The sequence below is a fragment of the Variovorax sp. GW821-FHT10D07 genome, from assembly GCF_059415325.1.
In genome coordinates this window covers 12,989-36,742 of sequence record NZ_JBWKMZ010000030.1, presented here as the reverse complement: position 1 = coordinate 36,742, position 23,754 = coordinate 12,989, and the positions used below count along the sequence as shown (strand labels likewise).

At 70.3% G+C, this 23,754-nt stretch carries 25 protein-coding genes; 13 read left to right on the top strand and 12 right to left on the bottom strand.

What is annotated here, in order from left to right:
• The coding region (locus tag AC07PU_RS41795; protein WP_495323604.1) for a DUF1631 domain-containing protein at positions 1 to 1,657 on the top strand (1,657 nt) is incomplete at its 5' end.
• Positions 1,658 to 1,680: 23 nt separating this feature from the next.
• Here the strand turns inward: AC07PU_RS41795 and AC07PU_RS41790 are convergent.
• From AC07PU_RS41790 to AC07PU_RS41780, 3 genes are all read right to left on the bottom strand, one after another.
• Complete coding sequence (locus AC07PU_RS41790) at positions 1,681 to 2,199, bottom strand: Smg family protein (protein ID WP_093351314.1); 519 nt, start codon at positions 2,197 to 2,199, stop codon at positions 1,681 to 1,683.
• A 125-nt stretch (positions 2,200 to 2,324) separates the two neighbouring features.
• Positions 2,325 to 3,479: a DNA-processing protein DprA gene (gene dprA / locus AC07PU_RS41785; protein WP_398498628.1), complete on the bottom strand. Its 1,155-nt coding sequence runs from the start codon at positions 3,477 to 3,479 to the stop codon at positions 2,325 to 2,327.
• A gap of 16 nt (positions 3,480 to 3,495) precedes the next feature.
• Positions 3,496 to 4,713: a LysM peptidoglycan-binding domain-containing protein gene (locus tag AC07PU_RS41780; protein WP_093351309.1), complete on the bottom strand. Its 1,218-nt coding sequence runs from the start codon at positions 4,711 to 4,713 to the stop codon at positions 3,496 to 3,498.
• A 160-nt stretch (positions 4,714 to 4,873) separates the two neighbouring features.
• Between AC07PU_RS41780 and def the strand changes: the two genes are divergently transcribed.
• From def to AC07PU_RS41755, 5 genes are read left to right on the top strand one after another with little or no spacing between them, the layout of a single operon-like run.
• The gene (def, locus tag AC07PU_RS41775; RefSeq protein ID WP_093351307.1) at positions 4,874 to 5,395 is read left to right on the top strand and encodes a peptide deformylase; all 522 of its coding nucleotides are present in this window, start codon (positions 4,874 to 4,876) and stop codon (positions 5,393 to 5,395) included.
• An 18-nt stretch (positions 5,396 to 5,413) separates the two neighbouring features.
• A complete protein-coding gene (locus tag AC07PU_RS41770; protein WP_256222872.1) occupies positions 5,414 to 5,902 on the top strand; it encodes a hypothetical protein in 489 nt (162 codons plus the stop codon).
• Positions 5,899 to 6,858 (top strand): methionyl-tRNA formyltransferase, encoded by a 960-nt coding sequence (gene fmt / locus AC07PU_RS41765; RefSeq protein ID WP_495323603.1) that lies wholly within the window; start codon positions 5,899 to 5,901, stop codon positions 6,856 to 6,858. Before AC07PU_RS41770 ends, fmt begins: the two co-directional genes overlap by 4 nt.
• Positions 6,859 to 6,865: 7 nt before the next feature.
• Positions 6,866 to 7,606, top strand: coding sequence for an AzlC family ABC transporter permease (locus tag AC07PU_RS41760; protein WP_093351299.1), 741 nt, complete (start codon positions 6,866 to 6,868; stop codon positions 7,604 to 7,606).
• Positions 7,603 to 7,941 carry an AzlD domain-containing protein gene (locus AC07PU_RS41755; RefSeq protein WP_093351297.1) on the top strand — a complete coding sequence of 113 codons (339 nt, stop codon included), beginning with the start codon at positions 7,603 to 7,605 and terminating at the stop codon, positions 7,939 to 7,941. Before AC07PU_RS41760 ends, AC07PU_RS41755 begins: the two co-directional genes overlap by 4 nt.
• On the opposite strand, the gene AC07PU_RS41750 is transcribed toward AC07PU_RS41755, so the two are convergent.
• The 7 genes from AC07PU_RS41750 to AC07PU_RS41720 form a co-directional block, all read right to left on the bottom strand.
• Entirely contained in the window at positions 7,925 to 8,869 is a 945-nt protein-coding gene (locus AC07PU_RS41750) for an NAD(P)-dependent oxidoreductase (RefSeq protein WP_495323602.1), read from the bottom strand. The genes AC07PU_RS41755 and AC07PU_RS41750 overlap by 17 nt on opposite strands.
• Before the next feature lie 36 nt (positions 8,870 to 8,905).
• Positions 8,906 to 9,889, bottom strand: coding sequence for a Bug family tripartite tricarboxylate transporter substrate binding protein (locus AC07PU_RS41745; RefSeq protein WP_057594372.1), 984 nt, complete (start codon positions 9,887 to 9,889; stop codon positions 8,906 to 8,908).
• Positions 9,890 to 9,982: 93 nt separating this feature from the next.
• Positions 9,983 to 10,957 (bottom strand): MBL fold metallo-hydrolase, encoded by a 975-nt coding sequence (locus AC07PU_RS41740; protein WP_261212859.1) that lies wholly within the window; start codon positions 10,955 to 10,957, stop codon positions 9,983 to 9,985.
• Positions 10,954 to 11,163, bottom strand: a complete 210-nt coding sequence (locus tag AC07PU_RS41735) for a DUF2783 domain-containing protein (protein ID WP_495323601.1) — start codon at positions 11,161 to 11,163, stop codon at positions 10,954 to 10,956. Before AC07PU_RS41735 ends, AC07PU_RS41740 begins: the two co-directional genes overlap by 4 nt.
• Positions 11,160 to 12,815 (bottom strand): FAD-dependent monooxygenase, encoded by a 1,656-nt coding sequence (locus AC07PU_RS41730; protein WP_495323600.1) that lies wholly within the window; start codon positions 12,813 to 12,815, stop codon positions 11,160 to 11,162. Before AC07PU_RS41730 ends, AC07PU_RS41735 begins: the two co-directional genes overlap by 4 nt.
• 15 nt (positions 12,816 to 12,830) lie before the next feature.
• Positions 12,831 to 13,952 carry an alpha/beta hydrolase family protein gene (locus tag AC07PU_RS41725; RefSeq protein WP_495323599.1) on the bottom strand — a complete coding sequence of 374 codons (1,122 nt, stop codon included), beginning with the start codon at positions 13,950 to 13,952 and terminating at the stop codon, positions 12,831 to 12,833.
• Complete coding sequence (locus AC07PU_RS41720) at positions 13,945 to 14,490, bottom strand: VOC family protein (RefSeq protein ID WP_495323598.1); 546 nt, start codon at positions 14,488 to 14,490, stop codon at positions 13,945 to 13,947. The genes AC07PU_RS41725 and AC07PU_RS41720 overlap by 8 nt, the downstream gene beginning before the upstream one ends.
• Before the next feature lie 106 nt (positions 14,491 to 14,596).
• Here AC07PU_RS41720 and AC07PU_RS41715 point away from each other — a divergent pair, with 106 nt between their 5' ends.
• From AC07PU_RS41715 to pyk, 3 genes are all read left to right on the top strand, one after another.
• Positions 14,597 to 15,505 (top strand): LysR family transcriptional regulator, encoded by a 909-nt coding sequence (locus tag AC07PU_RS41715; RefSeq protein WP_093351278.1) that lies wholly within the window; start codon positions 14,597 to 14,599, stop codon positions 15,503 to 15,505.
• A gap of 102 nt (positions 15,506 to 15,607) precedes the next feature.
• Positions 15,608 to 16,801, top strand: coding sequence for a phosphoglycerate kinase (locus tag AC07PU_RS41710; RefSeq protein WP_203203313.1), 1,194 nt, complete (start codon positions 15,608 to 15,610; stop codon positions 16,799 to 16,801).
• 100 nt (positions 16,802 to 16,901) lie between these two features.
• Entirely contained in the window at positions 16,902 to 18,350 is a 1,449-nt protein-coding gene (gene pyk, locus AC07PU_RS41705) for a pyruvate kinase (protein ID WP_093351273.1), read from the top strand.
• Positions 18,351 to 18,417: 67 nt separating this feature from the next.
• Here the strand turns inward: pyk and AC07PU_RS41700 are convergent, their stop codons facing one another.
• The gene (locus AC07PU_RS41700; RefSeq protein WP_495323597.1) at positions 18,418 to 19,434 is read right to left on the bottom strand and encodes a 1-aminocyclopropane-1-carboxylate deaminase; all 1,017 of its coding nucleotides are present in this window, start codon (positions 19,432 to 19,434) and stop codon (positions 18,418 to 18,420) included.
• 151 nt (positions 19,435 to 19,585) lie between these two features.
• On the opposite strand from AC07PU_RS41700, the gene AC07PU_RS41695 reads away from it, so the two are divergent.
• From AC07PU_RS41695 to AC07PU_RS41680, 4 genes are all read left to right on the top strand, one after another.
• Positions 19,586 to 20,125: an Lrp/AsnC family transcriptional regulator gene (locus AC07PU_RS41695; RefSeq protein ID WP_495323596.1), complete on the top strand. Its 540-nt coding sequence runs from the start codon at positions 19,586 to 19,588 to the stop codon at positions 20,123 to 20,125.
• 82 nt (positions 20,126 to 20,207) lie between these two features.
• Positions 20,208 to 21,137, top strand: coding sequence for an alpha/beta hydrolase (locus AC07PU_RS41690; RefSeq protein ID WP_495323595.1), 930 nt, complete (start codon positions 20,208 to 20,210; stop codon positions 21,135 to 21,137).
• Between the two features lie 66 nt (positions 21,138 to 21,203).
• Positions 21,204 to 22,268: a class II fructose-bisphosphate aldolase gene (gene fba, locus AC07PU_RS41685; protein WP_495323594.1), complete on the top strand. Its 1,065-nt coding sequence runs from the start codon at positions 21,204 to 21,206 to the stop codon at positions 22,266 to 22,268.
• 102 nt (positions 22,269 to 22,370) lie between these two features.
• On the top strand, positions 22,371 to 23,276 hold the full coding sequence (locus AC07PU_RS41680; RefSeq protein WP_093351259.1) for a phosphoribosylaminoimidazolesuccinocarboxamide synthase: 906 nt from the start codon (positions 22,371 to 22,373) through the stop codon (positions 23,274 to 23,276).
• 50 nt (positions 23,277 to 23,326) lie between these two features.
• On the opposite strand, the gene AC07PU_RS41675 is transcribed toward AC07PU_RS41680, so the two are convergent.
• Positions 23,327 to 23,740 (bottom strand): META domain-containing protein, encoded by a 414-nt coding sequence (locus tag AC07PU_RS41675; RefSeq protein WP_256222871.1) that lies wholly within the window; start codon positions 23,738 to 23,740, stop codon positions 23,327 to 23,329.
• Positions 23,741 to 23,754 lie beyond the last annotated feature (14 nt).

The following is a 23,754-nucleotide window of genomic DNA, read 5'->3' as shown; positions in this document are numbered from 1 at the left end:
GCCCGGCGGCCATGCGGCGCCAGCCGGCGCGGCGGCGTCCGTGCCCGGCACGTTCCAGCGCGGCGGCGGCGCTGCGCCCGCCGGCGGTTCGCCGCTGGCCACGGCGCGCCAGCGCGCCCAGACCGCGCTGCTGAATCTCAAGCGCTTCGTCACCGGCCGCATCGGCGGCGACACCGGCAACAGCACGCAGCCGGCCTCGTCGATCGGCGTCGACGGCCGCGGCAGTGCCGGCGGCGTCGACTTCGGCGCACCACGGCCTTTCTCGCGCACCTTCGCGGGCGCCATCGCCGACGCCGAGGCCGCCTACCGCGCGGCCGCCACCCAATACCTGGAAGCCGCGGGCGAGCAGGCCACGATGATCCAGCAGAGCGCGGTCGACCTGCGCCGCCGCAGCACCGAGCTCAAGAAGCGCGCGCCGACCACCGCCGACAAGGCCACGGTCGAGATCGTCGCGCTGATGTTCCAGGCCATCCTGGCCGAGGAGCGCATTCCGTTCTCGGCGCGCGTGTGGTTCGCGCGGCTGCAGATGCCGGTGCTGCGCGTGGCCATCGCCGAGCCCGAGTTCTTCGGCACCCTGCAGCATCCCGCGCGCATGCTGATCGACCGCATGGGTTCGTGCGTGATGGGCTTCGACGCGGCCGCGATCTCGGGCAGCGCGCTCGAGAACGAGATCAAGCGCGTGGTGCAGGTGATCGAGCAGTACCCCGAGACCGGGCAGCGCGTCTTCAAGCTGGTGTTCGACGAATTCGTCGCCTTCCTCAACCGCTACCTCACGCAGAGCGACACCGCGCAGCGCGTGATGAGCGTGGCGCAGCAGGTCGAGCAGAAGGAGACGATGGCGATCCAGTACACCATCGAGCTGCGCAAGATGCTCAACGACATGCCGGTGCGCGACGAGATCCGCGAGTTCCTGTTCAAGGTCTGGGCCGAGGTGCTGGCGATCGCCGCGCTGCGCTACGGCGGCCAGGACGAGCAGACCGTGACGCTCAAGCGCGCGGCCTCCGAACTGGTGTGGGCCGCGAGCGCCAAGCCCAGCCGCACCGACCGCGCGCGCGTGATCCAGGACCTGCCGCAACTGCTGCAGCGCCTGCGCCAGGGCATGGCGCTGCTGGGCATCGTCGGCGAGCCGCAGGAGGCCTACATCAAGACCATCGGCGCGACGCTCTCCGATGCCTTCATGCTCAAGACCGAGGCCATTCCGCAGGCCAAGATCGAGGCCATGGCCGAGCGACTGGCGCACCTCGAGGACTTCGTGAGCGACAGCGGCGGCGACGCCGACCTGCCGCTCGACGCCACCAACATCGAGCTGCTGCTGGGCGTGGACGCGAGCACCATCGAGGTCGTGGCCGACACGGCGGGCGCGCGCGCGACCGAGGACATGCTGGCCTGGGCCAACGAGCTGCAGGTGGGCACATGGTTCATGCTCGACCACAACGACCGCGTGAGCCAGGTCCAGTTCGTCTGGCGCAGCGACCGCAAGCAGCTGCACCTGTTCGCCTCGGCCGACGGGCGCAGCTTCCTGATCCAGGCCGGGCGGCTCGCGTCCTACCTGCAGGCGGGCCTGCTGGTGCCGGCAGAGGAAGAGACGCTGACGGTGCGCGCCACGCGCGAGGCGCTCGCGAAGCTCGACGCGAATCCCGAGCGGCTGTTGAACTAGCGAGAGGCCGTCTCGCGAAGGGCTCAGTGCGCGAGCCGGCCTTCGTGGTTCTCGCAGAGCTCGTCGAGCACCAGCGCATCGGGCTCGATGCCGGTGCTCCAGTGCACCATCAGCACGATGATCTTGAGCTCGTCGAGCGCCACCGGCGCGCCGGGCGCGGCCATCGCGCGTTCGACGACGATCTCGCGCATGTCGCAGGGCAGCACGTTCGAGCCTTCGAGGAACTGGATGAAGCCCAGGCATTCGGCACCCAGGTGCTCCTGCTCGGCCTGCGAATACACGCGCATCGAATCGGGCGACTGCGGCCGCGTGGCCTCGGCACTGCTGCGCAACGCGACCGTGACGCTGCGGCCCTCCTCGTCGTTGCGCGTGAGCTGCACGCCTTGCGTGGCGAGGCTCAGGCCATCGAGCCATTGCAAGGCATCGCGTATCTCCTCGGCCTCGAAGCCGTGGGCGCTGAGCTTGCGGCTCAATTGTTCGGGTTCAGGGCAGGCATCGCTGCGCCAGTAGTTTTCGTAGACGAACACGAGCACTTCGAACATGGGCCCAATATAGCCCACGCCGATGGATGCGGCGCGACGCGTGGTGCAAATGCAAGGATCGGCGTAAATACCGATGGCCGCTCGCGAGGCCGTGCGCGACGGTGGCGGGTGGTGCGCGTTCGTGCTCAGGCCGCGCCCATGCGCTGGAACAGCCCGCCCGGCAGGCGCGCGACCTGGCCCTCGAGTTCGAGCTCGAGCATGCGGGCCTGCAGCGCCGCGGCACCCCAGCCGGTGCGCGCACCGAGTGCATCGAGACTCACCGGATCGAAACCCAGCGCCTCGAGCAACGGATCTCCGTGGTCCGTGCCGCCGGTCCACGGCCTGAAGGCGTCCGGCGATGGCTGCTGCGCGAGCGGCTGCAATTCCTCGAGGATGTCGGCCACCGACTCGACCAGCTTCGCGCCCTGGCGGATCAGCGCATGGCAGCCGCGCGACTGCGGCGAGTGGATCGAGCCGGGGATCGCGAACACGTCCTTGCCCTGCTCGGAGGTGAGCCGCGCCGTGATCAGCGAGCCCGAGGCGAGCGCCGCCTCGACCACCAGCGTGCCGCGCGCGAGTCCCGCGATCAGCCGGTTGCGCTTCGGAAAGTTCTGCGTGAGCGGCGGCGTGCCGAGCAGGAACTCGCTCACGATCAGGCCCTGCTGCGTGATGCGCTGCGCGAGCTCGCGGTGCCGCGCCGGATAGACGCGGTCGAGCCCGGTGCCGACCACCGCCACCGTGGCGAGCCGCGGCCCGGCGCCCGCGGCATCGGCCGCGTCGAGCGCGCCCTGGTGCGCGGCGCCGTCCACGCCGAGCGCCAGGCCCGAGATCACGGGCAGGCCGGCCTCGCCGAGCGCGCGGCCGAAGGCGCGTGCGTTCGAGGCGCCCTGCGGCGTGGGGTTGCGGCTGCCGACCACGGCGAGGCTGTGGTCGAGCTGGGTCAGGTCGAAGGCTTCGGCGCCCAGCACGTGCAGCATCAGCGGCGGGTCGGCGGTCTCGAGCAGCGAGCGCGGATAGCCGGCATCGCCGAGCGTGACGATGCGGCGCACCACCGCGCCCTCGCCGTCCTCGCGCTGGCGCAGCCATAGCTGGGTCTGGTCGATCAGCGCCTGCAGGTTGGGCGGCATCTGCCGCAGCGCCGCGGCCTGGGCCTCGCTCACGACCTGCTGCAGCGCGGCCTCGGTCTGGGCGAATATGTCTGCGGGCAGGCCGAACGCGGCCAGCAGGCGACGGGCGGCGCCGTCGCCGATGCCCGGCGTCATCGACAGCCGCAGCCAGCCCGCGAGTTCTGCGCGGTCCACGCGGGAACCGGGTGGGTCAGGGGTTGACGATGAAGTCGCCGGCGCGCGGGGTGTCGTTGATTTCGAGCACCAGCGCGTACGAGACCTTCTCGAAGGGGCGGAACACCATCAGCAGGCCGATGCGTTCGTTCGGCAGCTTGATGGTTTCCTTCTTCTCGCCGGTGCGGTCGAGGATGGTCTCGCCGTTCTTGAGGATCGCCAGCACGTGGCCGCTGTCGATGCCGTCGCGCGTGCCCTTGTTGATGGCCACCACCTGGTTCTGCGCCGCGAACTGCACCGCGTTGCCGTAGACCGACACGATGCGGCCCTCGACCTGCGTGGAGGGCGCGCGCGGCGCGTAGCTCAGCAGCTGGCGCGGCGGCTCGGGCAGCAGGCGGTCGCCGGCGCGGATTTCCTCGCGCGCCGCGATCACGTCGACGGTGGCGGGCACGACCGTGATGTAGTCCTTGTCGTCCTTGGTCTCGACCGTGGTCGATTCGCCGCGCTGCAGCCGGACCTTGCCCAGGTACTGGGCTTCGTAGCCGAGGATCTCGCCGGTGCCGGGGTCCTTCAGCGGCGTGGCATTGCGGAACACGCGGTAGTTCTGGAGCGGGCCCGGCACCTCGACCAGCGGCGAATCCTTCTCGCCGCGCGCATAGGCGCGGTCGCCGCGCGACAGCAGCACGCGGCTGTCGTTGCCGGCCACGATGCGCGGCGCGGCTTGCAGCGTGTTCTCGTCGACCACGATCGGCTCGCTGAGGAAGGGCTCGATCAGGCTCGGGTTGAGCGTGGGCAGCGCCATGCCGGACAGCGAGTCGAAACGGGTGCGCGGCGTCAGCTTGATGGTGCCGCCCTCGCCGCCGGCGCCGCGGCGCGTGGTGAGGCGGGCGCGGCCGCCGCTCTTGTCGAGGTAGAGCACCTGGCCCGGGTAGATGCGGTGCGGGTTCGCGATCTCGTTGATGTTCATGCCCCAGAGCTCGGGCCAGCGCCAGGGCCGCAGCAGGTACAGGCGCGAGATGGCCCAGAGGGTGTCGCCGGGTTTGACCGTGTACTCGTCGGGCGCGTTGGGTGCCAGCTCGCTCAGCGGCACGCCGGCCTGGGCGGTCTGCTGGGCCGTGGCGCGTTGCTGGGCGGTGATCGGATAATTCTGCGCCCAGGCCGCCGTGGTGCCGACGCCACCTGCCGCAACGACCGCGAGGACTGCCAGGGAGGCGGAGAGGTTCGTGCGGCGGGCCGGGGTTGGGAGCTTTTTCATGTCTGGATGGGTGAGCGCACGACGTATCGTGGCGCATACGAATCTCACAATTTGCTACGAATTCTGGCGCCAAGCCCCCGGAAGGGCAACGTTTATCCGGCAAACGCGCGGCCCGCGGCCGCCGAATTGGCGAAAATAGCCACAACTTCCCCCCGATTTCATGGCCAAACGAATCATTCTGAGTTACCCGGACAAGCGCCTGCACACGGTGGCCAAGCCCGTGCAGGGCGTGGACGCGCGCATCAAGACCCTGGTCGCCGACATGCTCGAGACCATGTACGACGCCAATGGCATCGGTCTGGCCGCGACCCAGGTCAACGTGCACGAACGGATCGTGGTCATCGACGTCTCCGAAGAGCGCGACCAGCCGCTGGTGCTGATCAACCCCGAGATCACCTGGGCCAGCGACGAGAAGGTCATCAACGAGGAAGGCTGCCTCTCGGTGCCCGGCATCTACGACGGCGTCGAGCGTTCGACCGCGGTCAAGGTGCAGGCGCTCGACCTCGACGGCGAACTGCGCAGCATCGAGGCCGACGGCCTGCTGGCCGTGTGCATCCAGCACGAGCTCGATCACCTGCTGGGCAAGGTCTTCGTCGAATACCTGTCGCCGCTCAAGCGCAACCGCATCAAGAACAAGCTGCTCAAGCAGCAGCGCGAGGACGTGCGCGAAGGCAGGGCCTGACCGATGGCCGTTGGTGCCTTGACCCGCCTGCCCCTTCTTTGCGCCGCCGTCCTGCTGGTGCTCGCCGGCTGCGCCAGCGAACCCACCCGCATCGTCCCCGGCACGTCGGCCGCCGAAACCCTGCAGCGCCTGGGCGAGCCCACGGGCCGTTATCCGCTGAACGGCGGCGGCGAGCGGCTGCAGTACTCGCGCACGCCGGCCGGCTTCGAGGTCACCGACATCGACCTCGATGCCGCCGGCAAGGTGGTCTCGGTGACCCAGGTGCTCGACGAACGCCGCTTCGACCACGACATCCAGGTCGACAAGTGGCGCCAGAACGACGTCATGGCCTTCTACGGCCGCCCCTATGAGATCCGCCGCGTGACCTCCTTCGACGGCAATGTCTGGACCTGGCGCTACAAGTCGGTGAACGAGCGCCGCCTGCTCCACATCTACATCGACCCCGCCGGCGTGGTGCGGCGCTACCACACGGGCGACGACCTCGACTTCGATCGGCTGCGCCGGTGAGCCCGTTGCGCGTCGTTTTCGCGGGCACGCCCGAGTTCGCGCGCGTCGCGCTGGAGGCCATCGCGGCCGCCGGCCACGACGTGGCGCTGGTGCTGACCCAGCCCGACCGCCCGGCCGGCCGCGGCATGAAGCTGCAGGCCTCGCCGGTCAAGCAGTGTGCACTGGCCAACGGCTGGCCCGTGGCGCAGCCGCGCAGCCTGCGGCTGGACGGCAAGTACCCCGACGAGGCCGCCGCCGCGCGCGAGGCCCTGCTGGCGGCGCGTGCCGACGTGATGGTGGTCGCGGCCTACGGCCTGATCCTGCCGCAATGGGTGCTCGACCTGCCGCGCCTGGGGTGCCTCAACATCCACGCCAGCCTGCTGCCGCGCTGGCGCGGCGCCGCGCCGATCCACCGTGCCATCGAGGCCGGCGACGCGCGCACCGGCATCACGATCATGCAGATGGATGCCGGCCTCGACACCGGCGACATGCTGTCGGTCGAGGCGCTCGAGATCGGCGAGGACAACACCGCCCGCTTGCACGACCGGCTGGCCGCGCTCGGCGGCCGCATGATCGTCGAGGCGCTGGCCGGCGCCGCCGAGGGCCGTCTCGTGCGCACGCCGCAGCCGGCCGAGGGCGTGACCTACGCCAACAAGGTCGAGAAGCAGGAAGCGCTGATCGACTGGCAGCGGCCCGCCGCCGAGATCGTGCGCCGCATCCGCGCCTTCGATCCCTTCCCCGGCGCCAACAGTCCGCTCGAGAACGAGACCATCAAGCTCTGGGCCGCGCATGCCGTGGCCGGCACGGTGTCGGACGCGCCCGGCACCATCCTCGCGGTGACCGGCGACGGCATCGCGGTGGCGGCCGCCGACGCGGTCGTGACCGTCACCGAGCTCCAGCGCCCGGGCGGCAAGCGCCTGGGTGCCGCCGATTTCCTGCGCGGCTTCGACCTGAAGACCGGCCAGGTGTTCGGGTGAGCGCCTGATGTTCCTGTCGGCCGCCATCCGGCGCCGCCCGCAGTTCCGCGTGGGCGTGCGCGACATGACCCCCGTGGCGCTGGGCATCGGCGCCTGGGGCCTGATGACCGGCGTGGCCATGGTCAAGTCGAACATGAGCGTGCTCGAGGCCGTGGCGATGACCCTGCTGGTCTACGCGGGCAGCTCGCAGCTTGCGGCCATTCCGCTGCTGTTCGCGGGCGCGCCGGCCTGGGTGATCCTGGCGACCGGCTTCTGCGTCAACCTGCGCTTCGTGGTCTTCAGCCTGCACCTGCGGCCCTACCTGATGCACATGCCGCGCTGGCGCCGCATGCTGCACGGCTACCTCACGGCCGACATGAGCTATGCGCTGTTCACGAAGCAGTACCCGGCGCCGCCGGTCACCGACGAGGAACGGCTCGCGCAGGAGGCCTACCTCACGGGCAACTACGCCGTGACCTGGTGCGCCTGGATGGGCATGAGCCTCTTGGGCATCGCGCTGGCCAACCTGATCCCGCAGAGCTGGGGCCTGGGCTTCGCGGGCGTGCTGAGCCTGGTGGCGATCGTCTGCTCGATGGCCACGACGCGGCTGCGCATCCTCGCGGCGCTGATCGCGGGCGCCACGGCGGTGGCGGCCTATGCGCTGCCGCTCAAGCTCAACATCGTGGTCGCCATCGGCGTGGCGGTGCTGCTGTGCTTCTGGCTCGAGAAGCAGTTCGGCCTCGACCCCGAGGCGGAGGACGACAAGTGAAGGGCGAGACCGACTTCTGGACGCTCGCCGTGATCGTCGGCCTGGCCGGCGTCACCGTGCTCACGCGTTGCTTCTTCTTCATCCTCGACCGGCCCTGGGGCCTGCCCGAGTGGGCGCACCGCGCGCTGCACTACGCGCCGGCCGCCGCGCTGGCCGGCGTGATCGCGCCCGAGATCGTGATGACGCAGGGCCACCTGATCACCTCGCTGCACGACGCGCGCATCTACGCCACCGTGGTCGGCGCGGCCTATTACTACTGGCGCCGCGGCGTGCTCGGCACCATGCTGGCCGGCATGGCGGTGTACCTGCCGCTGCACCTCATCTGGGGCTGGTAGCCGAGCGGATCTCGGTGCCGGCCTCGGTCTCGACCCAGCGCACCAGTTCGCTCACGCTCACGCCCGGACCGCGCGCCGCGTCGGCCTGCTGCCACAGCCGGCGGCCCTCCTCGCTGATCGGCGCCGGCATGCCGAGTTCGCGCGCCAGGTCGACCGCGATGCCCATGTCCTTGAGCATCAGCTCGAGCTTGAACGGATCGTCGAAGCTGCGGCTGATCACGCGCTGGTGGATGTGCGTGCGCGTGATCCACGAGCCGCCCGTGGCCTCGTTGAGCACGTCGGTCATCACGGCCGGGTCGAGCCCGGCGCGCGTGCCGATCGCCAGCCCCTCGGCCGTGGCCGTGAGCGTCACCGCGGTGATCAGGTTGTTGAGGCACTTCATGGTGTGGCCGGCGCCGAGCGCGCCCAGGTGGAACACCGCGCGGCCCATCGCGTCGAGCAGCGGGCGCGCGCGCGCCACGTCGTCCGGCGCGCCGCCGACCATGAACACCAGCTCGGCCGCCTGTGCGCCCCAGGCCGCGCCCGAGACCGGCGCGTCGACCATCGCGATGCCGTGCTCGGCCAGCCGCGCCGCGGTCTCGCGCGTGATCCACGGTTCGGCCGAGGAGGTGTCGAGCAGCAGGCCGCCGCGCGCCCAGCCCGCGAGCAGGCCGTCGTCGGCGAACACCACCTCGCGCACCACGCGGCCGTTGGGCAGCATGGTCACGATGAGGTCGCTGTGCGCCGCCACCTCGCGCAGGCTGGCGCGCGCCGTGATGCCGGGCTGCGATTCGGCGAGCCGCTGCGCCGCGCCGGGCGCGAGGTCGTAGACCGAGACCGCGTGGCCGGCGCGCGCCAGGTGGCCGGCCATGGGCGCGCCCATGACGCCGAGGCCGATGAAGCCGACGCGCTCGCGCGCGGTCGAAGCGGGGGATGGTTCGTTGGACATGAGTGAAAGCGGAAGCGGTCGGATGAAAAGGGGTGCTCAGTCGAGCTGCACGCCCGAGGTCTTGATCACTTGGCCCCAGTACGCGCTCTGCGAACGCGCCATCTCCTGGAACTCCTTCGGCGTGCCCGGCAGCGCCTCGAAGCCGAACTCGCTGAACACCTGCTGGATGCGCGGCGTCTGCAGCGCCTTGTGCAACTCGGCGTTGAGCCGGTTCACCACCTCGGGCGGCATGCCGGCCGGGCCGATCAGGCCGTGGAAGGCGAAGGCATTGACTTCCGGATAGCCGAGCTCGGCGAAGGTCGGCACCTCGGGCAGGCCCTTGGCGCGCTGCGGCAGCGCGATCGCCAGCGCGCGCAGCTTGCCGGTCTTGAGGTAGGGCAGCGCGGCCGTGAGGTCGAGCATCATCATCGGCACCTGGCCGCCCATGATGTCCTGCAGCGCCGGCGCGCCGCCCTTGTAGGCCACGTGCGTGATCGACAGGCCGGCCTTCTGCTTGAACAGCTCCATCGCCATGTGGTGCGGCGTGCCGATGCCCGGCGAGGCGTAGTTGGTCTTGTCGCCGTTGGCCTTCACGTAGGCGACGAAGTCCTTGAGGGTCCTGGCCTGGAAGTCGGGCCGTACCACCAGCGCCAGCGGAATGCGGCCGATGGCGCCGATGTAGGTGAAGTCGCTCGCGGGCTTGTAGGGCAGCTTGGCGAACATGTGCTCGTTGAACAGCAGCGCCGCGTTCTCGGCCTGCATGATCGTGTAGCCGTCGGGCTTCGACTGCATCAGCAGGCCGACCGCGATGTTGGTCGAGGCACCGGGGCGGTTGTCGATCACCACCGGCTGGCCCAGCGAAGGCTGCATCGCATCGGCGAGCTGGCGCGCGATGTTGTCGGTGCCGCCGCCCGCGGCATAGGGCACCAGCCACTTGATCGGCTGGTTGGGATAAGGGCCGCTCTGGGCCGACGCGAGGCTGGCGCCGGCCAGCGCGAAGGCGGCGAGCACGGGGGCGATCAGGGGCAGGAAGCGCTTCATCGGTTTGTCTCCGGGGTGGTTTTCTTCAGGGAAATCGGTGCGGCGGCGCGCGCCTTCCTCGTCGCGGGAAGATCGCGCGCCGCGCGCGGCGGCCTACGCGTGCAGCGTCTGCCAGAGTTCGCGGTCGCGCTCGGCGGTCCACACCACCGGGTGCTCGATGCCGCGCAGCTCGTCGTAGGCGCGCGAGACGTCGAAGGGCAGCACGTGCTGGAACACCGGCCACTGACCGAAGCGCGGCTTCATCGCAGCCTCGGCGCGCGCGAAGCAGCCCTTGAGCGCCTCGCCCGCGGCGATGCCGGCGCGCACGCTGTCGAGCAGGGTCGAGAGGAAGGCCTTGGTCAGGTCGATCGCCTCGGCGCAGGCGGCCTCGTCCTGCAGCACCGCGCCGCGGCCCGGCACCAGCACGCGCGGGCGCAGCGCGCGCACCGCGTCGAGCGTGCCGGCCCAGTCGCCGATGTAGGCGTCGCCCGCATACACGCCGCAGTGGTTCTCGACCACGTCGCCCGAGAACAGCAGGCCGCAATCGGGCAGCCAGGCGACCGTGTCGCCGCTCGAATGGCCGCGGCCCAGCGCCATCAGCCGCAGCTCGCGGCCGGTGCCGGGGCGCGGGCCGAGCCACAGGCTCATCTCGTTCTGGAAGCTCAGCGTCGGCCAGGTCAGGCCCGGGATCTCCTCGAGGCCCGCGAACAGGCGCGGGAAGCGGCCCACTTCCGAATCGAAGTCGGCCTGGCCGCGCGTGCGGATCCAGTCGAGCGTGCCCGCGCTCGCGACGATCTGCTCGACCTCGTCGAAGGCGCTCGCGCCCATCACGCGCACCGCGTGGTAGTGGGTCAGCACGATGGTCCGGATCGGCTTGTCGGTCACCGTGCGGATCGCCGCGAGGAAGTCGCGCGCCATGCGCGGCGTGGGACGGGTGTCGATCAGCACCACCTGCTCGTCGCCGACCACGAAGCCGCAGTTGGGATCGAAGTCGCTGATGTAGCCGAAGGCGCCGGGCGCGAGCTCTCGCAGCTGCGGCTTCTGCTCGCGGGTGTCGGAGGCGGAGGCGAAGGAAACGTTGGCGGTCATGCGGGGTGGGGGCTCGTGGAGTGTTCTTCTTCGGCGGCCGCGCTGATGCAGTCCAGCAGCACCGCCTGGTCGGCGCACTGGTTGGCCAGCAGCAGCACGAGGCGGGCGTTGAGATCGGCGCTCTGCGCCTCGCTGCGTCCTTCGTGCGCGGCCAACAGCGCGGCATAGAAGCCGTCGGGATCGGGGATGCGGAGTTCGGTGTTCATGGCGCGGGATCGAGGGCAAGGGCGGTGCGGACGGCGTCGGCGATGGCCTCGGGCGTGGCCTGCGCGAGCACGCGGGCGCGGTAGGCATCGGGGCGCACCAGCACGAAGCTGCCGGGCTCGCCCGCGCCCACATGGGCCGCGAGCCGGTCGTCGGGCTGCAGCGCGGGCAGGCCGTGGCCGGTGCCGCCGACCGCGAGCAGGCGCAGCGGCAGTCCCGCCGTCGCATCGAGCGCGGCCCGTGCCGCATCCGCCGTGGGCGCGAACCACAGGCCGATGCAGCGCGTGTCCTCGGCCAGCAGCTGCATCAGCGTGGTCTCGCGGCCGTCGGCCCGGCGCAGCGGCAGGTTCTGCACCGTGCGGCCGCCCGCGGGCAGTTGCGGCGCGGCCGGGTAGTCGTTGGCGACCGACATGCGCCCGGTGTTCACCAGGGCGCGCGCGAACGGGAAGCGCGCGGCCAGCGCGACGACCGCGCGGCGCAGCGTGTGCTCGGCCGGCGAGCGCGGCGCGAGGAAGCGCGCCGAGCGGCTCGTGACCTGCAGGTTCTCGCGCGCGGCCGGCTGGCGCTCGGCGTCGTAGCTGTCGAGCAGCGCGTCGCCGGCCTGGCCCTGCGCCACCAGCGCGAGCTTCCAGCCGAGGTTGGCCGCGTCCTGGATGCCGCTGTTGCCGCCGCGCGCGCCGAAGGGACTCACCACGTGCGCGGCATCGCCGATGAAGAACACGCGGCCATGGCGGAAGCGCTCGAGCAGGTGGTCGCGGTAGCCGTAGGGGCCGATCCAGACGAACTCGAACTCCACGCCCGGCCCGAGCTGCTCGCGCAGCCGCGCGCCCGCCACCTCGGGCCGGCTGATGTAGGCGGTGTCGCAATCCTCGGGCATCTGGTAGTCGATGCGCCAGACGCCGTCGGCCATCAGGTGCTGCCAGACGCCGCGCCCCTCGTTGAAGGGCGCGTCGACCCAGGTCCAGCGCTCGGTCGGCAGCGGCTTGCGAAAGCGCACGTCGCTGATGCACCAGCGGTCGGTGCTGCGCGAGGCATGGGCCTCGATGCCGAGGCCGGTGCGGATCGCGCTGTTGGCACCGGTGGCGTCGATCAGCCGGTCGGCCTCGATCGTGTAGCGGCCCGCGGGCGTCTCGACCTCGAGGCGCACGCCGTCGGCGATCGGTTCGACGCGCGTCACGCGGCTCTTCCAGCGCAGGTCGGTCAGGCCGAGCTCGAGGATGCGCTCGACCAGGAACCACTCGATGTAGAACTGCTGCAGGTTGATGAAGGGCGGCTGCCGCGAGACGCTGGCCGTCTGCAGGTTGAAGTTGTAGACCTCCTGCTCGCCCGAGAAGGTGCGCCCGAAGGACCAGGTGATGCCCTTGGCCGCGATGCGCTCGAAGATGCCCAGGCGCTCGAAGATCTCCAGGCTCTTCTGCGCATAGCAGATGCCGCGCGAGGAGGCGCCGCGCACGCCGACGGTGTCGTCCTCGTCGAGCAGCACGGCGCGCACGCCGCGCTGCGCGAGGTCGCAGGCCAGCGTGAGGCCCGAGGGGCCGGCGCCGACGATCACGAGCGGGTGGCGCACCACCTGGCCGCTGGCCAGCTCGGGCGGCGGCACGAAGGGCCAGCTCGGCAGTTCGTAGGCGGGCGCGAAAGCGAATTGTTCTTCCATGGCTTGCCTGCGTGACTAGAGCGAATGCGCGAACTCGGCGATCGCGTCGGCGGCCTGCGGCACCAGCTCCGGCTGGCCCGCGAGGTAGTGGTTGCCGCCGACGATGTCGACGTTGCGGATGCGCGCGCCGCCCGCGGCCAGCCAGGCATCGCGCGTGCTCGGGAAGGTCGACTGGTCGCCGGTGTAGGTCAGCAGCAGCTTGGGCACCGTGGTGCGCGCGAGGTTGGTCGGCCCGTCGGCCTGCGAGCGCGAGGACCACTGCGACAGGAAGGCCGTGAGCGAGGTGGTGCGGCCCATCGCGTTGGCCGAGTAGTTGACCTGGCGCGCGTCGCCCCAGACGCTGCCGGGCAGGCGGTCGTTGGGATCGAGCGAGAGGTCGACGCAGCGCGGATCGGCATGGGTGCGGTAGACGATGAAGGTCTGGTCGCGCGGCGCGCCCTCGGTGCCGCGCAGCAGCGCGAGCCGGTCGAGGCACCACTGCTCGATGCGCGCGAGCCGCGCCTGCTGCGCGGTGGAGAAGCGCGCGAGGAAGTCGGCGTCGTAGGGCACGCGGTGGCGCGCGTCGTACATGTCGAGTTCGGGGTCGACCGACAGCGGGTCGTGCTCGTCGGTGACCGAGGGATCGATCCAGTCGCGCATCAGCCGCGTGCGGCCCAGGTGCGCGGCGCACAGCGCGATGCCGTCCACCGGCGGCAGGTCGCCGGGGTGCAGGTGGGTGGGGTCTCCATCGGCGAAGTGCGTGGCCGTGAGCCGCTCGGCCTGCGCCTGGTAGAAGGCCGCGAGCGCGGCGCCGCCCGAGTTGCCGACCAGGAACACCTTCTCGTAGCCGGCCGCGCGCAGGTACTGCACGCCGGCGCCCAGGTCCTGGATCGCGCGCTCCATCAGCAGCACCGTGTCGTTGCCGACGTAGCGCGAGTTGAGCCCCATGCAGCAGATGCCGCGCTCGGCCAGCGGCGCGATCAGGTAGTGGCCCATGAAGTTGCTGGTGGGATGCATCACGATCGCCGCGATGCGCTTCGGACCCGCGGGCGCGCGGTACGCGCCGTAGATGCGCGGGCGCAGCATCTGCAGGCCCGACTGGCTCTCGAGCGCCGCGCCCGGCTTGACGTCGATGACGGCGAGTTGCGGTTCAGGCATCGGCCGTGCCTTTCGCGGCCAGCAGCTGCGCCTTGCGCGCGGTCCAGGCGTCGAGGTCGGCATGGGCGCGCAGCGCGTGCGCGTCCATCTCGGCCTGCGGCACGGTCGGCGTGGTCAGTTCCACGCGGATGCCGTTGGGGTCGAAGAAGTAGATCGACTCGATGATGTGATGGTCGGTGATGCCCAGCACCTCGACGCCCGCGGCCTCGAGCCGGGCCTTGGCGGCCAGCAGGTCGGGCACGCCGTCCACGCGCAGCGCGATGTGGTTGACCCACGAGGGCGTGTTGGGCGAAGGCAGCGCGGCGGTGTCGTCGCCGAGATCGAAGAAGGCGATGAAGGAGCCGTCGCGCATCCGGAAGAAGATGTGGACGTAGGGGCAGTACTCGCCGGTGCTCGGCACGTGGTCGCTCTTGATCACGTGCACCAGCGGCAGGCCGAGCAGGTCCTCGTAGAAGCGGCGGGTTTCCTCGCTGTCGCGGCAGCGCCAGGCGAAATGGTGCAGGCCCCGGATCGGGGGCGCGGCGGATGGGGTCGGCATCGGGCTTGTCTCCGGGACGGCCATCGGGGCCGTCCGAGCAGGTATTGGGCGATGGCCGGACCTATGATGCAATCGAAATTAATTCATCGATTGATGAAATAGCCATATGAATCTGACCTTGCGCCAGTTGCGCGCCTTCGCCGCCGTCGCCGAGACCGGCAGCTTCACCGCCGCGGCCCAGCAGTTGCACCTGACGCAGTCGGCGCTCAGCGTGCTGGTGCGCGAGCTCGAGCGCGAGATGGGCGTGCAGCTGCTCGACCGCCACACGCGGCGCGTGCTGCTGTCGGAGGCCGGGCGCGAATTCCTGCCCTCGGTGCACCGGCTGCTCGGCGACCTCGCGGGCGCGGTGGCCGGCGTGACCGAGCTGCGCGACAAGAAGAAGGGCCTGCTGCGGCTGGCCGCGCCGCAACTCATGGCCTGCACGCTGATGCCGCGCGTGATCGCCGTGTACCGCGCGCAATACCCCGACGTGGAGGTGCGGCTGGCCGACACCCTGCCCGAGCACCTGCTCGACGGCATCCTCGCGGGCGAGGTCGAGCTGGCCGTGGGGCAGGACCTCGAGGTCGACCCGGCGCTGATCGAGCGCCGCACGCTGCTGCGCGACCGCCATTGGCTGATCTGCCCGCCCGGCCATGCCTTCGAGGGGCGGCGCAAGGTGCGCTGGGCCGAACTCGCGCCCTACACCTTCATCGCGCCCACGCGCGACTTCCGCCAGCGCGTGCTGCCCGAGCTCGCGAGCGCCGAGCGCGCCTGGATGCAGCGCCCCGGCACTCAGGAGGTGTCGTACATGACCACCGCGCTCGGCATGGTGGCCTCGGGGCTCGGGCTGACCGTGTGCCCGACCTATTCGGCGCCGCTGGTGCAGGCGCACGGGCTGCGCATGGTGCGGCTGGAGGCGCCCGACTTCCACCGCGAGGTCTGCGTCTACGGCGCGGCGCGGCGTTCGCTGTCGCCCGCGGCGGCCAGCTTCGTGCAGATTCTGGAGCGCTTCGCCAGCGAGCGGGGCGAGGCCTGAGACCGCCTTCCGAAAAGCATCGGCCTGCGTCACGAGACGCACAGTCGCGCAGTGAGGCCCTACCTACAATGCGGGGCGACCCGTATCCATCCCATCCAGACCATGAACGTTCTTCGATTCACCGACCTCTGTGCCCAGGGCAAAGCCGCCGGCCAGCGCGTCTTCATCCGTGCCGACCTCAACGTGCCGCAGGACGATGCCGGCAACATCACCGAGGACACCCGCATCCGCGCCTCGGTGCCCTGCATCCAGCTGGCACTCGATGCCGGTGCCGCGGTGATGGTCACCTCGCACCTGGGCCGCCCGACCGAGGGCGAGTTCAAGCCCGAGGATTCGCTGGCGCCGGTCGCGAAGCGCCTGGGCGAACTGCTGGGCCGCGAAGTGCCGCTGGTCGCGAACTGGGTCGACGGCGTCGACGTGAAGCCGGGCCAGGTCGTGCTGCTCGAGAACTGCCGCCTCAACAAGGGCGAGAAGAAGAACGACGAGGCGCTCGCGCGCAAGCTCGCCGCGCTGACCGACATCTACGTCAACGACGCCTTCGGCACCGCGCACCGTGCCGAAGCCACCACCTACGGCATCGCGCAGTTCGCCAAGGTGGCGAGCGCCGGCCCGCTGCTGGCGGCCGAGATCGACGCCATCACCAAGGCCCTGGCCCAGCCCAAGCGCCCGCTGGTGGCGATCGTCGCGGGTTCCAAGGTCAGCACCAAGCTCACCATCCTGCAGAGCTTGTCGGCCAACGTCGACCAGCTGATCGTCGGCGGCGGCATCGCCAACACCTTCCTGCTCGCGGCCGGCCTGAAGATCGGCAAGTCGCTGGCGGAGCCCGACCTGGTCGACCAGGCCAAGTCGGTGATCGAATCGATGCGCGCGCGCGGCGCCGACGTGCCGATCCCGGTCGACGTGGTCACGGCCAAGACCTTCGCGGCCGACGCGCCGGCCACCGTCAAGGCGGCCAGCGAGGTGGCCGACGACGACCTGATCCTCGACATCGGCCCGAAGACGGCCGCGCAACTGGCCGCGCAGCTGCGCGAGGCCGGCACCATCGTCTGGAACGGCCCGGTGGGCGTGTTCGAGTTCGACGCCTTCGCGGGCGGCACCAAGGCCATCGCCCAGGCGATCGCCGAGAGCAGCGCGTTCTCGATCGCCGGCGGCGGCGACACCCTCGCGGCGATCGCCAAGTACGGCATCGAGAAGGACGTGGGCTACATCTCGACCGGCGGCGGCGCCTTCCTCGAGGTGCTGGAGGGCAAGACCCTGCCGGCCTTCGAGATCCTGGCCAAGCGCGCCGCGGGCTGAGAGCGCGGAAGGATCGCGCGGATTCCATCGATCCGCGTGGTGTCTTCCACGCGACACATAAATTGTATACAGTAGCGGATACAAAAACGGAGATAGATCCATGAGCACCGACCGCCTTCCCCGCCACGCCACCAAGATCGTCGCCACGCTCGGCCCCGCGTCGAGCACGCCCGAGCTGCTCGAGCAGATGATCATCCACAAGGTGAGCGTGGTCCGGCTCAACTTCAGCCACGGGACGGCGCAGGACCACATCGACCGCGCCACCATGGTCCGCGAGGCGGCGCGCAAGGCCGGCCGCGAGGTCGCGATCATGGCCGACCTGCAGGGCCCGAAGATCCGCGTGGGCAAGTTCGCGCAGGGCAAGATCTGGCTCGAGCCGGGTGCGAAGTTCGTGCTCGACGCCTCGCGCACCGAGCCCGGCGACATCGATGCCGTGGGCCTCGACTACAAGGACCTGCCGCGCGACGTGCGCGCCGGCGACCGGCTGCTGCTCAACGACGGCCTGATCGTGCTGGTGGTCGATGCCGTGCGCGGCGAGGCGGTGCACACCACCGTCAAGCTCGGCGGCGAGCTCTCGAACAACAAGGGCATCAACAAGCAGGGCGGCGGCCTCACGGCGCCGGCGCTCACGGCCAAGGACATGGAGGACATCAAGACCGCCATGAGCTTCCAGGCCGACTACGTGGCCGTGAGCTTCCCGAAGAACGCGACCGACATGGAAATGGCGCGCCAGCTGTGCAACGTGGCCGCCGCCGAGTACGGCCACAAGCCCGGGCTGATCGCGAAGATCGAGCGTGCCGAGGCGATCCCGCGGCTCGAGGAGATCCTGCGCGCCAGCGACGGCATCATGGTTGCGCGCGGCGACCTCGCGGTCGAGGTCGGCAATGCCGCGGTGCCGGCACTGCAGAAGAGGATGATCCGCATGGCGCGCGAGATGGACAAGGTGGCGATCACCGCGACCCAGATGATGGAGTCGATGATCACCAACCCCGTGCCCACGCGCGCCGAGGTCAGCGACGTGGCGAACGCGGTGCTCGACGGCACCGACGCCGTGATGCTCTCGGCCGAGACCGCCTCGGGCCGCTACCCGCTCGAGACCGTGCAGGAGATGAGCCGCATCTGCGAGGCCGCCGAGGCCGCGGAAGACAAGCAGCTCGACGCCGACTTCAGCGGCCAGTCCTATGCGCGCATCGACCAGTCGATCGCCATGGGCGCGCTGTTCACCGCGCATCACCTGGGCGCCAAGGCCATCGTCGCGCTGACCGAGTCGGGATCGACCCCGCTGTGGATGAGCCGCCACCGCGCCCACATCCCGATGTACGCGCTGACCTCGCGCCTGGCCACGCAGCGCAAGATGGCGCTCTACCGCAACGTGCGCCCGCTGCTGATGGATTCGGAGAGCGACCGCGACACCGCGCTCGAGCAGGCCGAGGCGCATCTGAAGAAGCGCGGCATCGTGCAGAGCGGCGACGTCTACGCGATCACCTGCGGCGAGCCGATGGGCGCGCCGGGCGGCACCAACATGCTGAAGATCTGCCGCGCGAGCTGATCCGCGCGCGCTCAAAAAAGACAAAGGCCGGCGCATGCCGGCCTTTCTCGTTGGCGCCGGCGTCCGGTCAGCCGTTGCGGAACAGGAAGCTGTAGGCGTTGAGCGCCGGCACGCCACCCAGGTGCGCGTACAGCACTTTCGAGCCGGCCGGGAATTCGCCCAGGCGCACCTTCTCGATCATCCCGTGCATCGACTTGCCCTCGTACACCGGGTCGGTCAGCATGCCCTCGAAGCGCGCGCTCAGGCGGATCGCCTCCAGCGTGCCCTCGTTCGGCAGGCCGTACTCGGGGCCGCCGAAGCGGCGGTCGAGCACCACGTCCTTCTCGGTGATGTTGCGGCCCAGCTCGATCAGCTCGGCCGTGTTGCGCGCGATGCGCAGGATCTGCTCGAAGGTCTGCTGCGGCTTGGCCGAGGCGTCGATGCCGATCACGCGGTCGGCCCGGCCGTCGGCCGCGAAGCCCGCGACCATGCCGGCCTGCGTGCTGCCCGTGACCGAGCAGACCACGATGTAGTCGAACTTGAAGCCGAGCTCGGCCTCCTGCTGGCGCACCTCCTCGGCGAAGCCCACGAAGCCCAGCCCGCCCAGCGGATGCTCGGAGCAGCCCGCGGGAATCGGGAACGGCTTGCCGCCGGCCTGGCGCACGCTGTCCATCGCGTCCTCCCAGCTCTTGCGGATGCCGATGTCGAAGCCGGCCGCGTCGAGCCGCACGTCGGCGCCGAGGATGCGCGACATCTCGATGTTGCCCACGCGGTCGTACACCGCGTCGGAGTAGTTGACCCAGTTCTCCTGCACCAGCACGCACTTCAGGCCCAGGTGCGCGGCCACCGCCGCCACCTGCCGGGTCTGGTTCGACTGGATGCCGCCGATCGACACCAGCGTGTCGTAGCCGCCCTCGAGCGCCTCGGGGATCAGGTACTCGAGCTTGCGCGTCTTGTTGCCGCCGAAGGCGAGGCCGCTGTTGCAGTCCTCGCGCTTCGCATAGAGCTCGACCTTGCCGCCGAGGTGGGCGCTCAGGCGCGGGAGCGGATGGATCGGCGTCGGGCCGAAGGTCAGCACGTGGCGGGGGAATTTCTTCAGGTTCATCGGCAAGACTCCAGGGTGAAGCACAGGGGAAGGGCGATGAAGCCGATGGTAGGAAGAAGGCCGAGCAACAGGGTTGCAAAATTCGGTGGCATCGCAAACCAAAAGAAATCAAGATGCGGGGATCGAAGCCATTTGATGCGCCAAAGCCACCATGAGCACAACAAAATTGCGTTCCTCGCCTGCGCGTTCGGCCAAGCCGCAGCAGGCCCGCGCGCCCGCCGTTTCGGCGGCCGCCGCGCTCGACCGCACCGACCGCGCGATCCTGCGCGCGCTGCAGCGCGACGCCTCGATGTCCAACGTCGCGCTGGCCGCCAAGGTCAGCCTCAGCGCGCCGGCCTGCCTGCGCCGCGTCGAGCGGCTCAAGGCCTCGGGCCTGATCAAGGGCGTGGTCGCGCTGCTCGATGCGCAGGCGCTCGACATGGGCATGCTGGTGATGATCGGCGTGGTGCTCGACCGCTCCACGCCCGACTCCTTCGCCGACTTCGAGAAGGCCGCGCAGAAGGTCTCGGGCTGCCTCGAGTGCCATGTGGTCACGGGCGAGTTCGACTACTTCATGCTCGTGCGCACGCGCGACAACGACAGCTTCAACCGGCTGCATGCCGAGCAGCTGCTCTACCTGCCGGGCGTGCGGCAGATCCGGACCTTCGTGGTGCTCAAGCAGGTGCTGTCGACCACACAGCTGCCTCTCTGACACGCGGCGCGCGCGTCATGCGCTGCAATCGGCGCTTCGTCGCGCCGCGAAACCGGCGCCCCTTCCCGCGCGTACCCCTTCGATGACCTTTCCCGTCCTTGCGTCGCTTCGCCGGCGCCGCCGTGCCCTGTCCACCGCCCTGGGCGTCGCCGCGGCCACCGCGCTCGCGGCCTGCTCGCCGATCAAGCTGCTCAACGGCCTGGTGCCCACCGACACCTACCAGTTCCAGGGCGACATCGCCTACGGACCCGCGCCGCGCCAGCAGCTCGACGTCTACCAGCCATTGCCCGACACCGCGCCCGCGCGCGGCCGGCGGCCGCTGGTGGTGTTCTTCTTCGGCGGCACCTGGAGCACCGGCGACCGCGCGAGTTACCGCTTCCTCGGCGAGGCGCTGGCCGCGCGCGGCGCGGTGGTGGTGGTGCCCGACTACGGCCTCTCGCCGCGCTATACCTACCCCGTGTTCGTGCGCGACAGCGCGCTGGCGGTGAAATGGGCGCTCGACAACGCGGCCCAGCTCGGCGCCGACCCGAAGCAGGTCTACGTGATGGGCCACAGCTCGGGCGGCTACAACGCGGCCATGGTCGCGCTCGACGGCCGCTGGCTCGGCGAGCTCGGCGCCAGTCCGCGCCAGCTCGCGGGCTGGATCGGGCTGGCCGGGCCCTACGACTTCCTGCCCATCGGCGATCCGCAGACCCGCGTCGCCTTCGACTGGCCGCGCACGCCGGCCGACTCGCAGCCGCTCGCCCACGTCACGCCGGGCGCGCCGCGCACGCTGCTGATGGCCGCGGCCAAGGACAACCTGGTCTACCCCGAGCGCAACACCCTGCCGATGGCGGCCGCGCTGCGCGCCGCGGGCGTGCCGGTCGAGGTGCGGGTGTTCGACAACCTGAGCCACGTCACGCTGATGGGCGCCTTCGGTAAGCCCATCCAGTGGCTGGGCGGACCGGTACTGCCGCCCGTGGTCGATTTCCTCGGGTTGCCGTCAGTCCCGTCCCACAAGGGCCCTCGGTAGAATCGCGGCAGTTTTCTCTCGTCTTCTCCCCGTCTTCTCACCCTATTTCCCGCGAGGTATTTCCCCATGGCACTCGTCTCGATGCGCGAACTGCTGGACCATGCAGCCGCCAACGGCTACGGCATTCCGGCCTTCAACGTCAACAACCTCGAACAGGTGCAGGCCGTGATGGAAGCCGCCAAGGAAGTCGGCGCGCCCGTGATCCTCCAGGCCAGCGCTGGCGCCCGCAAGTACGCCGGCGAAGCCTTCATCAAGCACCTGATCCAGGCCGCCATCGAGGCCTATCCGCAGATTCCGCTGGTGATGCACCAGGACCATGGCCAGAGCCCGGCCATCTGCCAGGGCGCCATCGACCTCGGTTTCTCGTCCGTGATGATGGACGGCTCGCTGCACGAAGACGGCAAGACGCCGGCTTCGTTCGACTACAACGTCGACGTGACCCGCAAGGTGGTGCAGCTGGCCCACAAGGTCGGCGTCACCGTCGAAGGCGAGCTGGGCTGCCTGGGCTCGCTCGAGACCGGCATGGCCGGCGAGGAAGACGGCATCGGCGCCGAGGGCGTGCTCGACCACTCGGCCCTGCTGACCGACCCCGAGGAAGCCGCCCAGTTCGTCAAGGCCACGCAGCTCGACGCGCTGGCCATCGCGATCGGTACCAGCCATGGCGCCTACAAGTTCACCCGCAAGCCCACCGGCGACATCCTGTCGATCTCGCGCGTGAAGGAAATCCACGCCCGCCTGCCCAACACCCACCTGGTGATGCACGGCTCGTCGTCGGTGCCGCAGGACCTGCTCGAGATCATTCGCAAGTACGGCGGCAACATGAAGGAAACCTACGGCGTGCCGGTCGAGGAAATCCAGGAAGCCATCAAGTACGGCGTGCGCAAGATCAACATCGACACCGACATCCGCCTCGCGATGACCGGCGCGGTGCGCAAGTTCCTGGCCGAGAACCCCGAGAAGTTCGATGCCCGCGAATGGCTCAAGCCCGCGCGCGAGGCCGCCAAGCAGATCTGCAAGCAGCGCTACATCGAGTTCGGCTGCGAAGGCCAGGCGCCCAAGATCAAGGGCGAATCGCTGCAGGTCGTCGCCGCCAAGTACACCAAGGGCGAGCTCGCGCAAGAAGTGGTCTGAGCCGCTTGCCGTGAATACCCGGCCACCGCTCGCGGTGGCTTTTTTCTGCGCGCACAATCCGCTTCACCGTCCCCCGTTTTTCACCGTTCGTTGTCCCTGCCCATGACCACCGTCCACACCTCCTCCATCCAGAGCCTGCCCCTGCTTGCGCGCGGGAAGGTGCGCGACAACTACGCGGTCGGCGAGGACCGCATCCTGATGGTCGCGAGCGACCGGCTCAGCGCCTTCGACGTGATCATGGGCGAGCCGATCCCCGGCAAGGGCGAGATCCTCACGCAGATGGCGCTGTGGTGGTTCGACCGGCTCGGCCAGCTCTGCCCCAACCACCTGACCGGCGACGCGCCCGAGAGCGTGGTCAAGCCCGAGGAAGTCGCCCAGGTCACGGGCCGCTCGATGCTGGTCAAGCGCCTGAAGCCGATCCCGGTCGAGGCCGTGGTGCGCGGCTACCTGGCCGGCAGCGGCTGGAAGGAATACCAGGAATCGCGCGCGGTCTGCGGCGTGCCGCTGCCCGAGGGCCTGACCAACGCGAGCAAGCTGCCGCGCCCGATCTTCACGCCCGCGGCCAAGGCCGCCGCCGGCGAGCACGACGAGAACATCAGCTACGAGCGCGTGGTCGAGATCGTCGGCCCCAAGCTCGCGCAGCAGATCCGCGAGACCAGCATCGCGATCTACGAGACCGCGGCCCAGATCGCGCTGACCAAGGGCATGATCATTGCCGACACCAAGTTCGAGTTCGGCCTCGACGAGGCCGGCACGCTGGTGCTGATGGACGAGGTGCTCACGCCCGACAGCTCGCGCTACTGGCCGGTCGAGGGCTACGAGGCCGCGCTGGCCGCCGGCACCAACCCGCCGAGCTACGACAAGCAGTTCGTGCGCGACTGGCTCGAGGCCACCAAGATCAACGGCAAGCCCTGGGACAAGACGCCGCCGGCGCCGCGCCTGCCGGCCGAGGTGATCGAGAAGACCGCCGCCAAGTACCGCGAGGCGCTGGAGCGGCTGACGGCCTGAGCGGGCCGGGTTTCGTATCGAAAGGGCCGGTTCTCCGGCCCTTTTCCTTTTCAGCGACCCGAACTCAGCGTCGCCACCGTGCGCCCGCCCGCGTCGAGCAAGGTCAGCCGTCCGGGCGCCAGCCGGTAGCTGGTCGTGCCCTGCAGCACCGCGAGGAACTGCGCCTCGGTCGCGCCGCGCACGGGGTCGGCGCAGGCCATGCGGGTGGCGGCGATCTGGCCGATGCGCAAGGCGCTGCCGGTGCGCGTGTACGAGCCCGAGATGCGGTTGCAGCCGCCCGAGCCGGTGACGCGGGCGTTGGCGCGATCGAACTGCAGCTGCGCGTCGCTGCCCGGCGCGATCGCCTCCTCGCCCAGCTGCGCCAGGCGCCACACCGGGCCTTCGATCGGCTCGTCGAGGTTGATGCCGCTGCCGCAGGCGGTCAGCAGTGCCGCGAGCGCGGTGGCGGCGAGGGCGGGAAGCACGCGGAGGGCGGCAG

What these genes read in the sequence shown, in the direction of transcription:
- AC07PU_RS41760 (WP_093351299.1), top strand. Translation starts at nt 6,866, where the DNA reads ATGTTCCTGTCGGCCGCCATCCGGCGCCGCCCGCAGTTCCGCGTGGGC.
- AC07PU_RS41725 (WP_495323599.1), bottom strand. Translation starts at nt 13,952, where the DNA reads ATGCCTGAACCGCAACTCGCCGTCATCGACGTCAAGCCGGGCGCGGCG.
- AC07PU_RS41730 (WP_495323600.1), bottom strand. Translation starts at nt 12,815, where the DNA reads ATGGAAGAACAATTCGCTTTCGCGCCCGCCTACGAACTGCCGAGCTGG.
- AC07PU_RS41710 (WP_203203313.1), top strand. Translation starts at nt 15,608, where the DNA reads ATGAACGTTCTTCGATTCACCGACCTCTGTGCCCAGGGCAAAGCCGCC.
- AC07PU_RS41690 (WP_495323595.1), top strand. Translation starts at nt 20,208, where the DNA reads ATGACCTTTCCCGTCCTTGCGTCGCTTCGCCGGCGCCGCCGTGCCCTG.
- def (WP_093351307.1), top strand. Translation starts at nt 4,874, where the DNA reads ATGGCCAAACGAATCATTCTGAGTTACCCGGACAAGCGCCTGCACACG.
- AC07PU_RS41780 (WP_093351309.1), bottom strand. Translation starts at nt 4,713, where the DNA reads ATGAAAAAGCTCCCAACCCCGGCCCGCCGCACGAACCTCTCCGCCTCC.
- AC07PU_RS41790 (WP_093351314.1), bottom strand. Translation starts at nt 2,199, where the DNA reads ATGTTCGAAGTGCTCGTGTTCGTCTACGAAAACTACTGGCGCAGCGAT.
- AC07PU_RS41735 (WP_495323601.1), bottom strand. Translation starts at nt 11,163, where the DNA reads ATGAACACCGAACTCCGCATCCCCGATCCCGACGGCTTCTATGCCGCG.
- fba (WP_495323594.1), top strand. Translation starts at nt 21,204, where the DNA reads ATGGCACTCGTCTCGATGCGCGAACTGCTGGACCATGCAGCCGCCAAC.
- AC07PU_RS41695 (WP_495323596.1), top strand. Translation starts at nt 19,586, where the DNA reads ATGAGCACAACAAAATTGCGTTCCTCGCCTGCGCGTTCGGCCAAGCCG.
- AC07PU_RS41680 (WP_093351259.1), top strand. Translation starts at nt 22,371, where the DNA reads ATGACCACCGTCCACACCTCCTCCATCCAGAGCCTGCCCCTGCTTGCG.
- AC07PU_RS41715 (WP_093351278.1), top strand. Translation starts at nt 14,597, where the DNA reads ATGAATCTGACCTTGCGCCAGTTGCGCGCCTTCGCCGCCGTCGCCGAG.
- pyk (WP_093351273.1), top strand. Translation starts at nt 16,902, where the DNA reads ATGAGCACCGACCGCCTTCCCCGCCACGCCACCAAGATCGTCGCCACG.
- AC07PU_RS41700 (WP_495323597.1), bottom strand. Translation starts at nt 19,434, where the DNA reads ATGAACCTGAAGAAATTCCCCCGCCACGTGCTGACCTTCGGCCCGACG.
- AC07PU_RS41720 (WP_495323598.1), bottom strand. Translation starts at nt 14,490, where the DNA reads ATGCCGACCCCATCCGCCGCGCCCCCGATCCGGGGCCTGCACCATTTC.
- AC07PU_RS41740 (WP_261212859.1), bottom strand. Translation starts at nt 10,957, where the DNA reads ATGACCGCCAACGTTTCCTTCGCCTCCGCCTCCGACACCCGCGAGCAG.
- AC07PU_RS41750 (WP_495323602.1), bottom strand. Translation starts at nt 8,869, where the DNA reads ATGTCCAACGAACCATCCCCCGCTTCGACCGCGCGCGAGCGCGTCGGC.
- AC07PU_RS41745 (WP_057594372.1), bottom strand. Translation starts at nt 9,889, where the DNA reads ATGAAGCGCTTCCTGCCCCTGATCGCCCCCGTGCTCGCCGCCTTCGCG.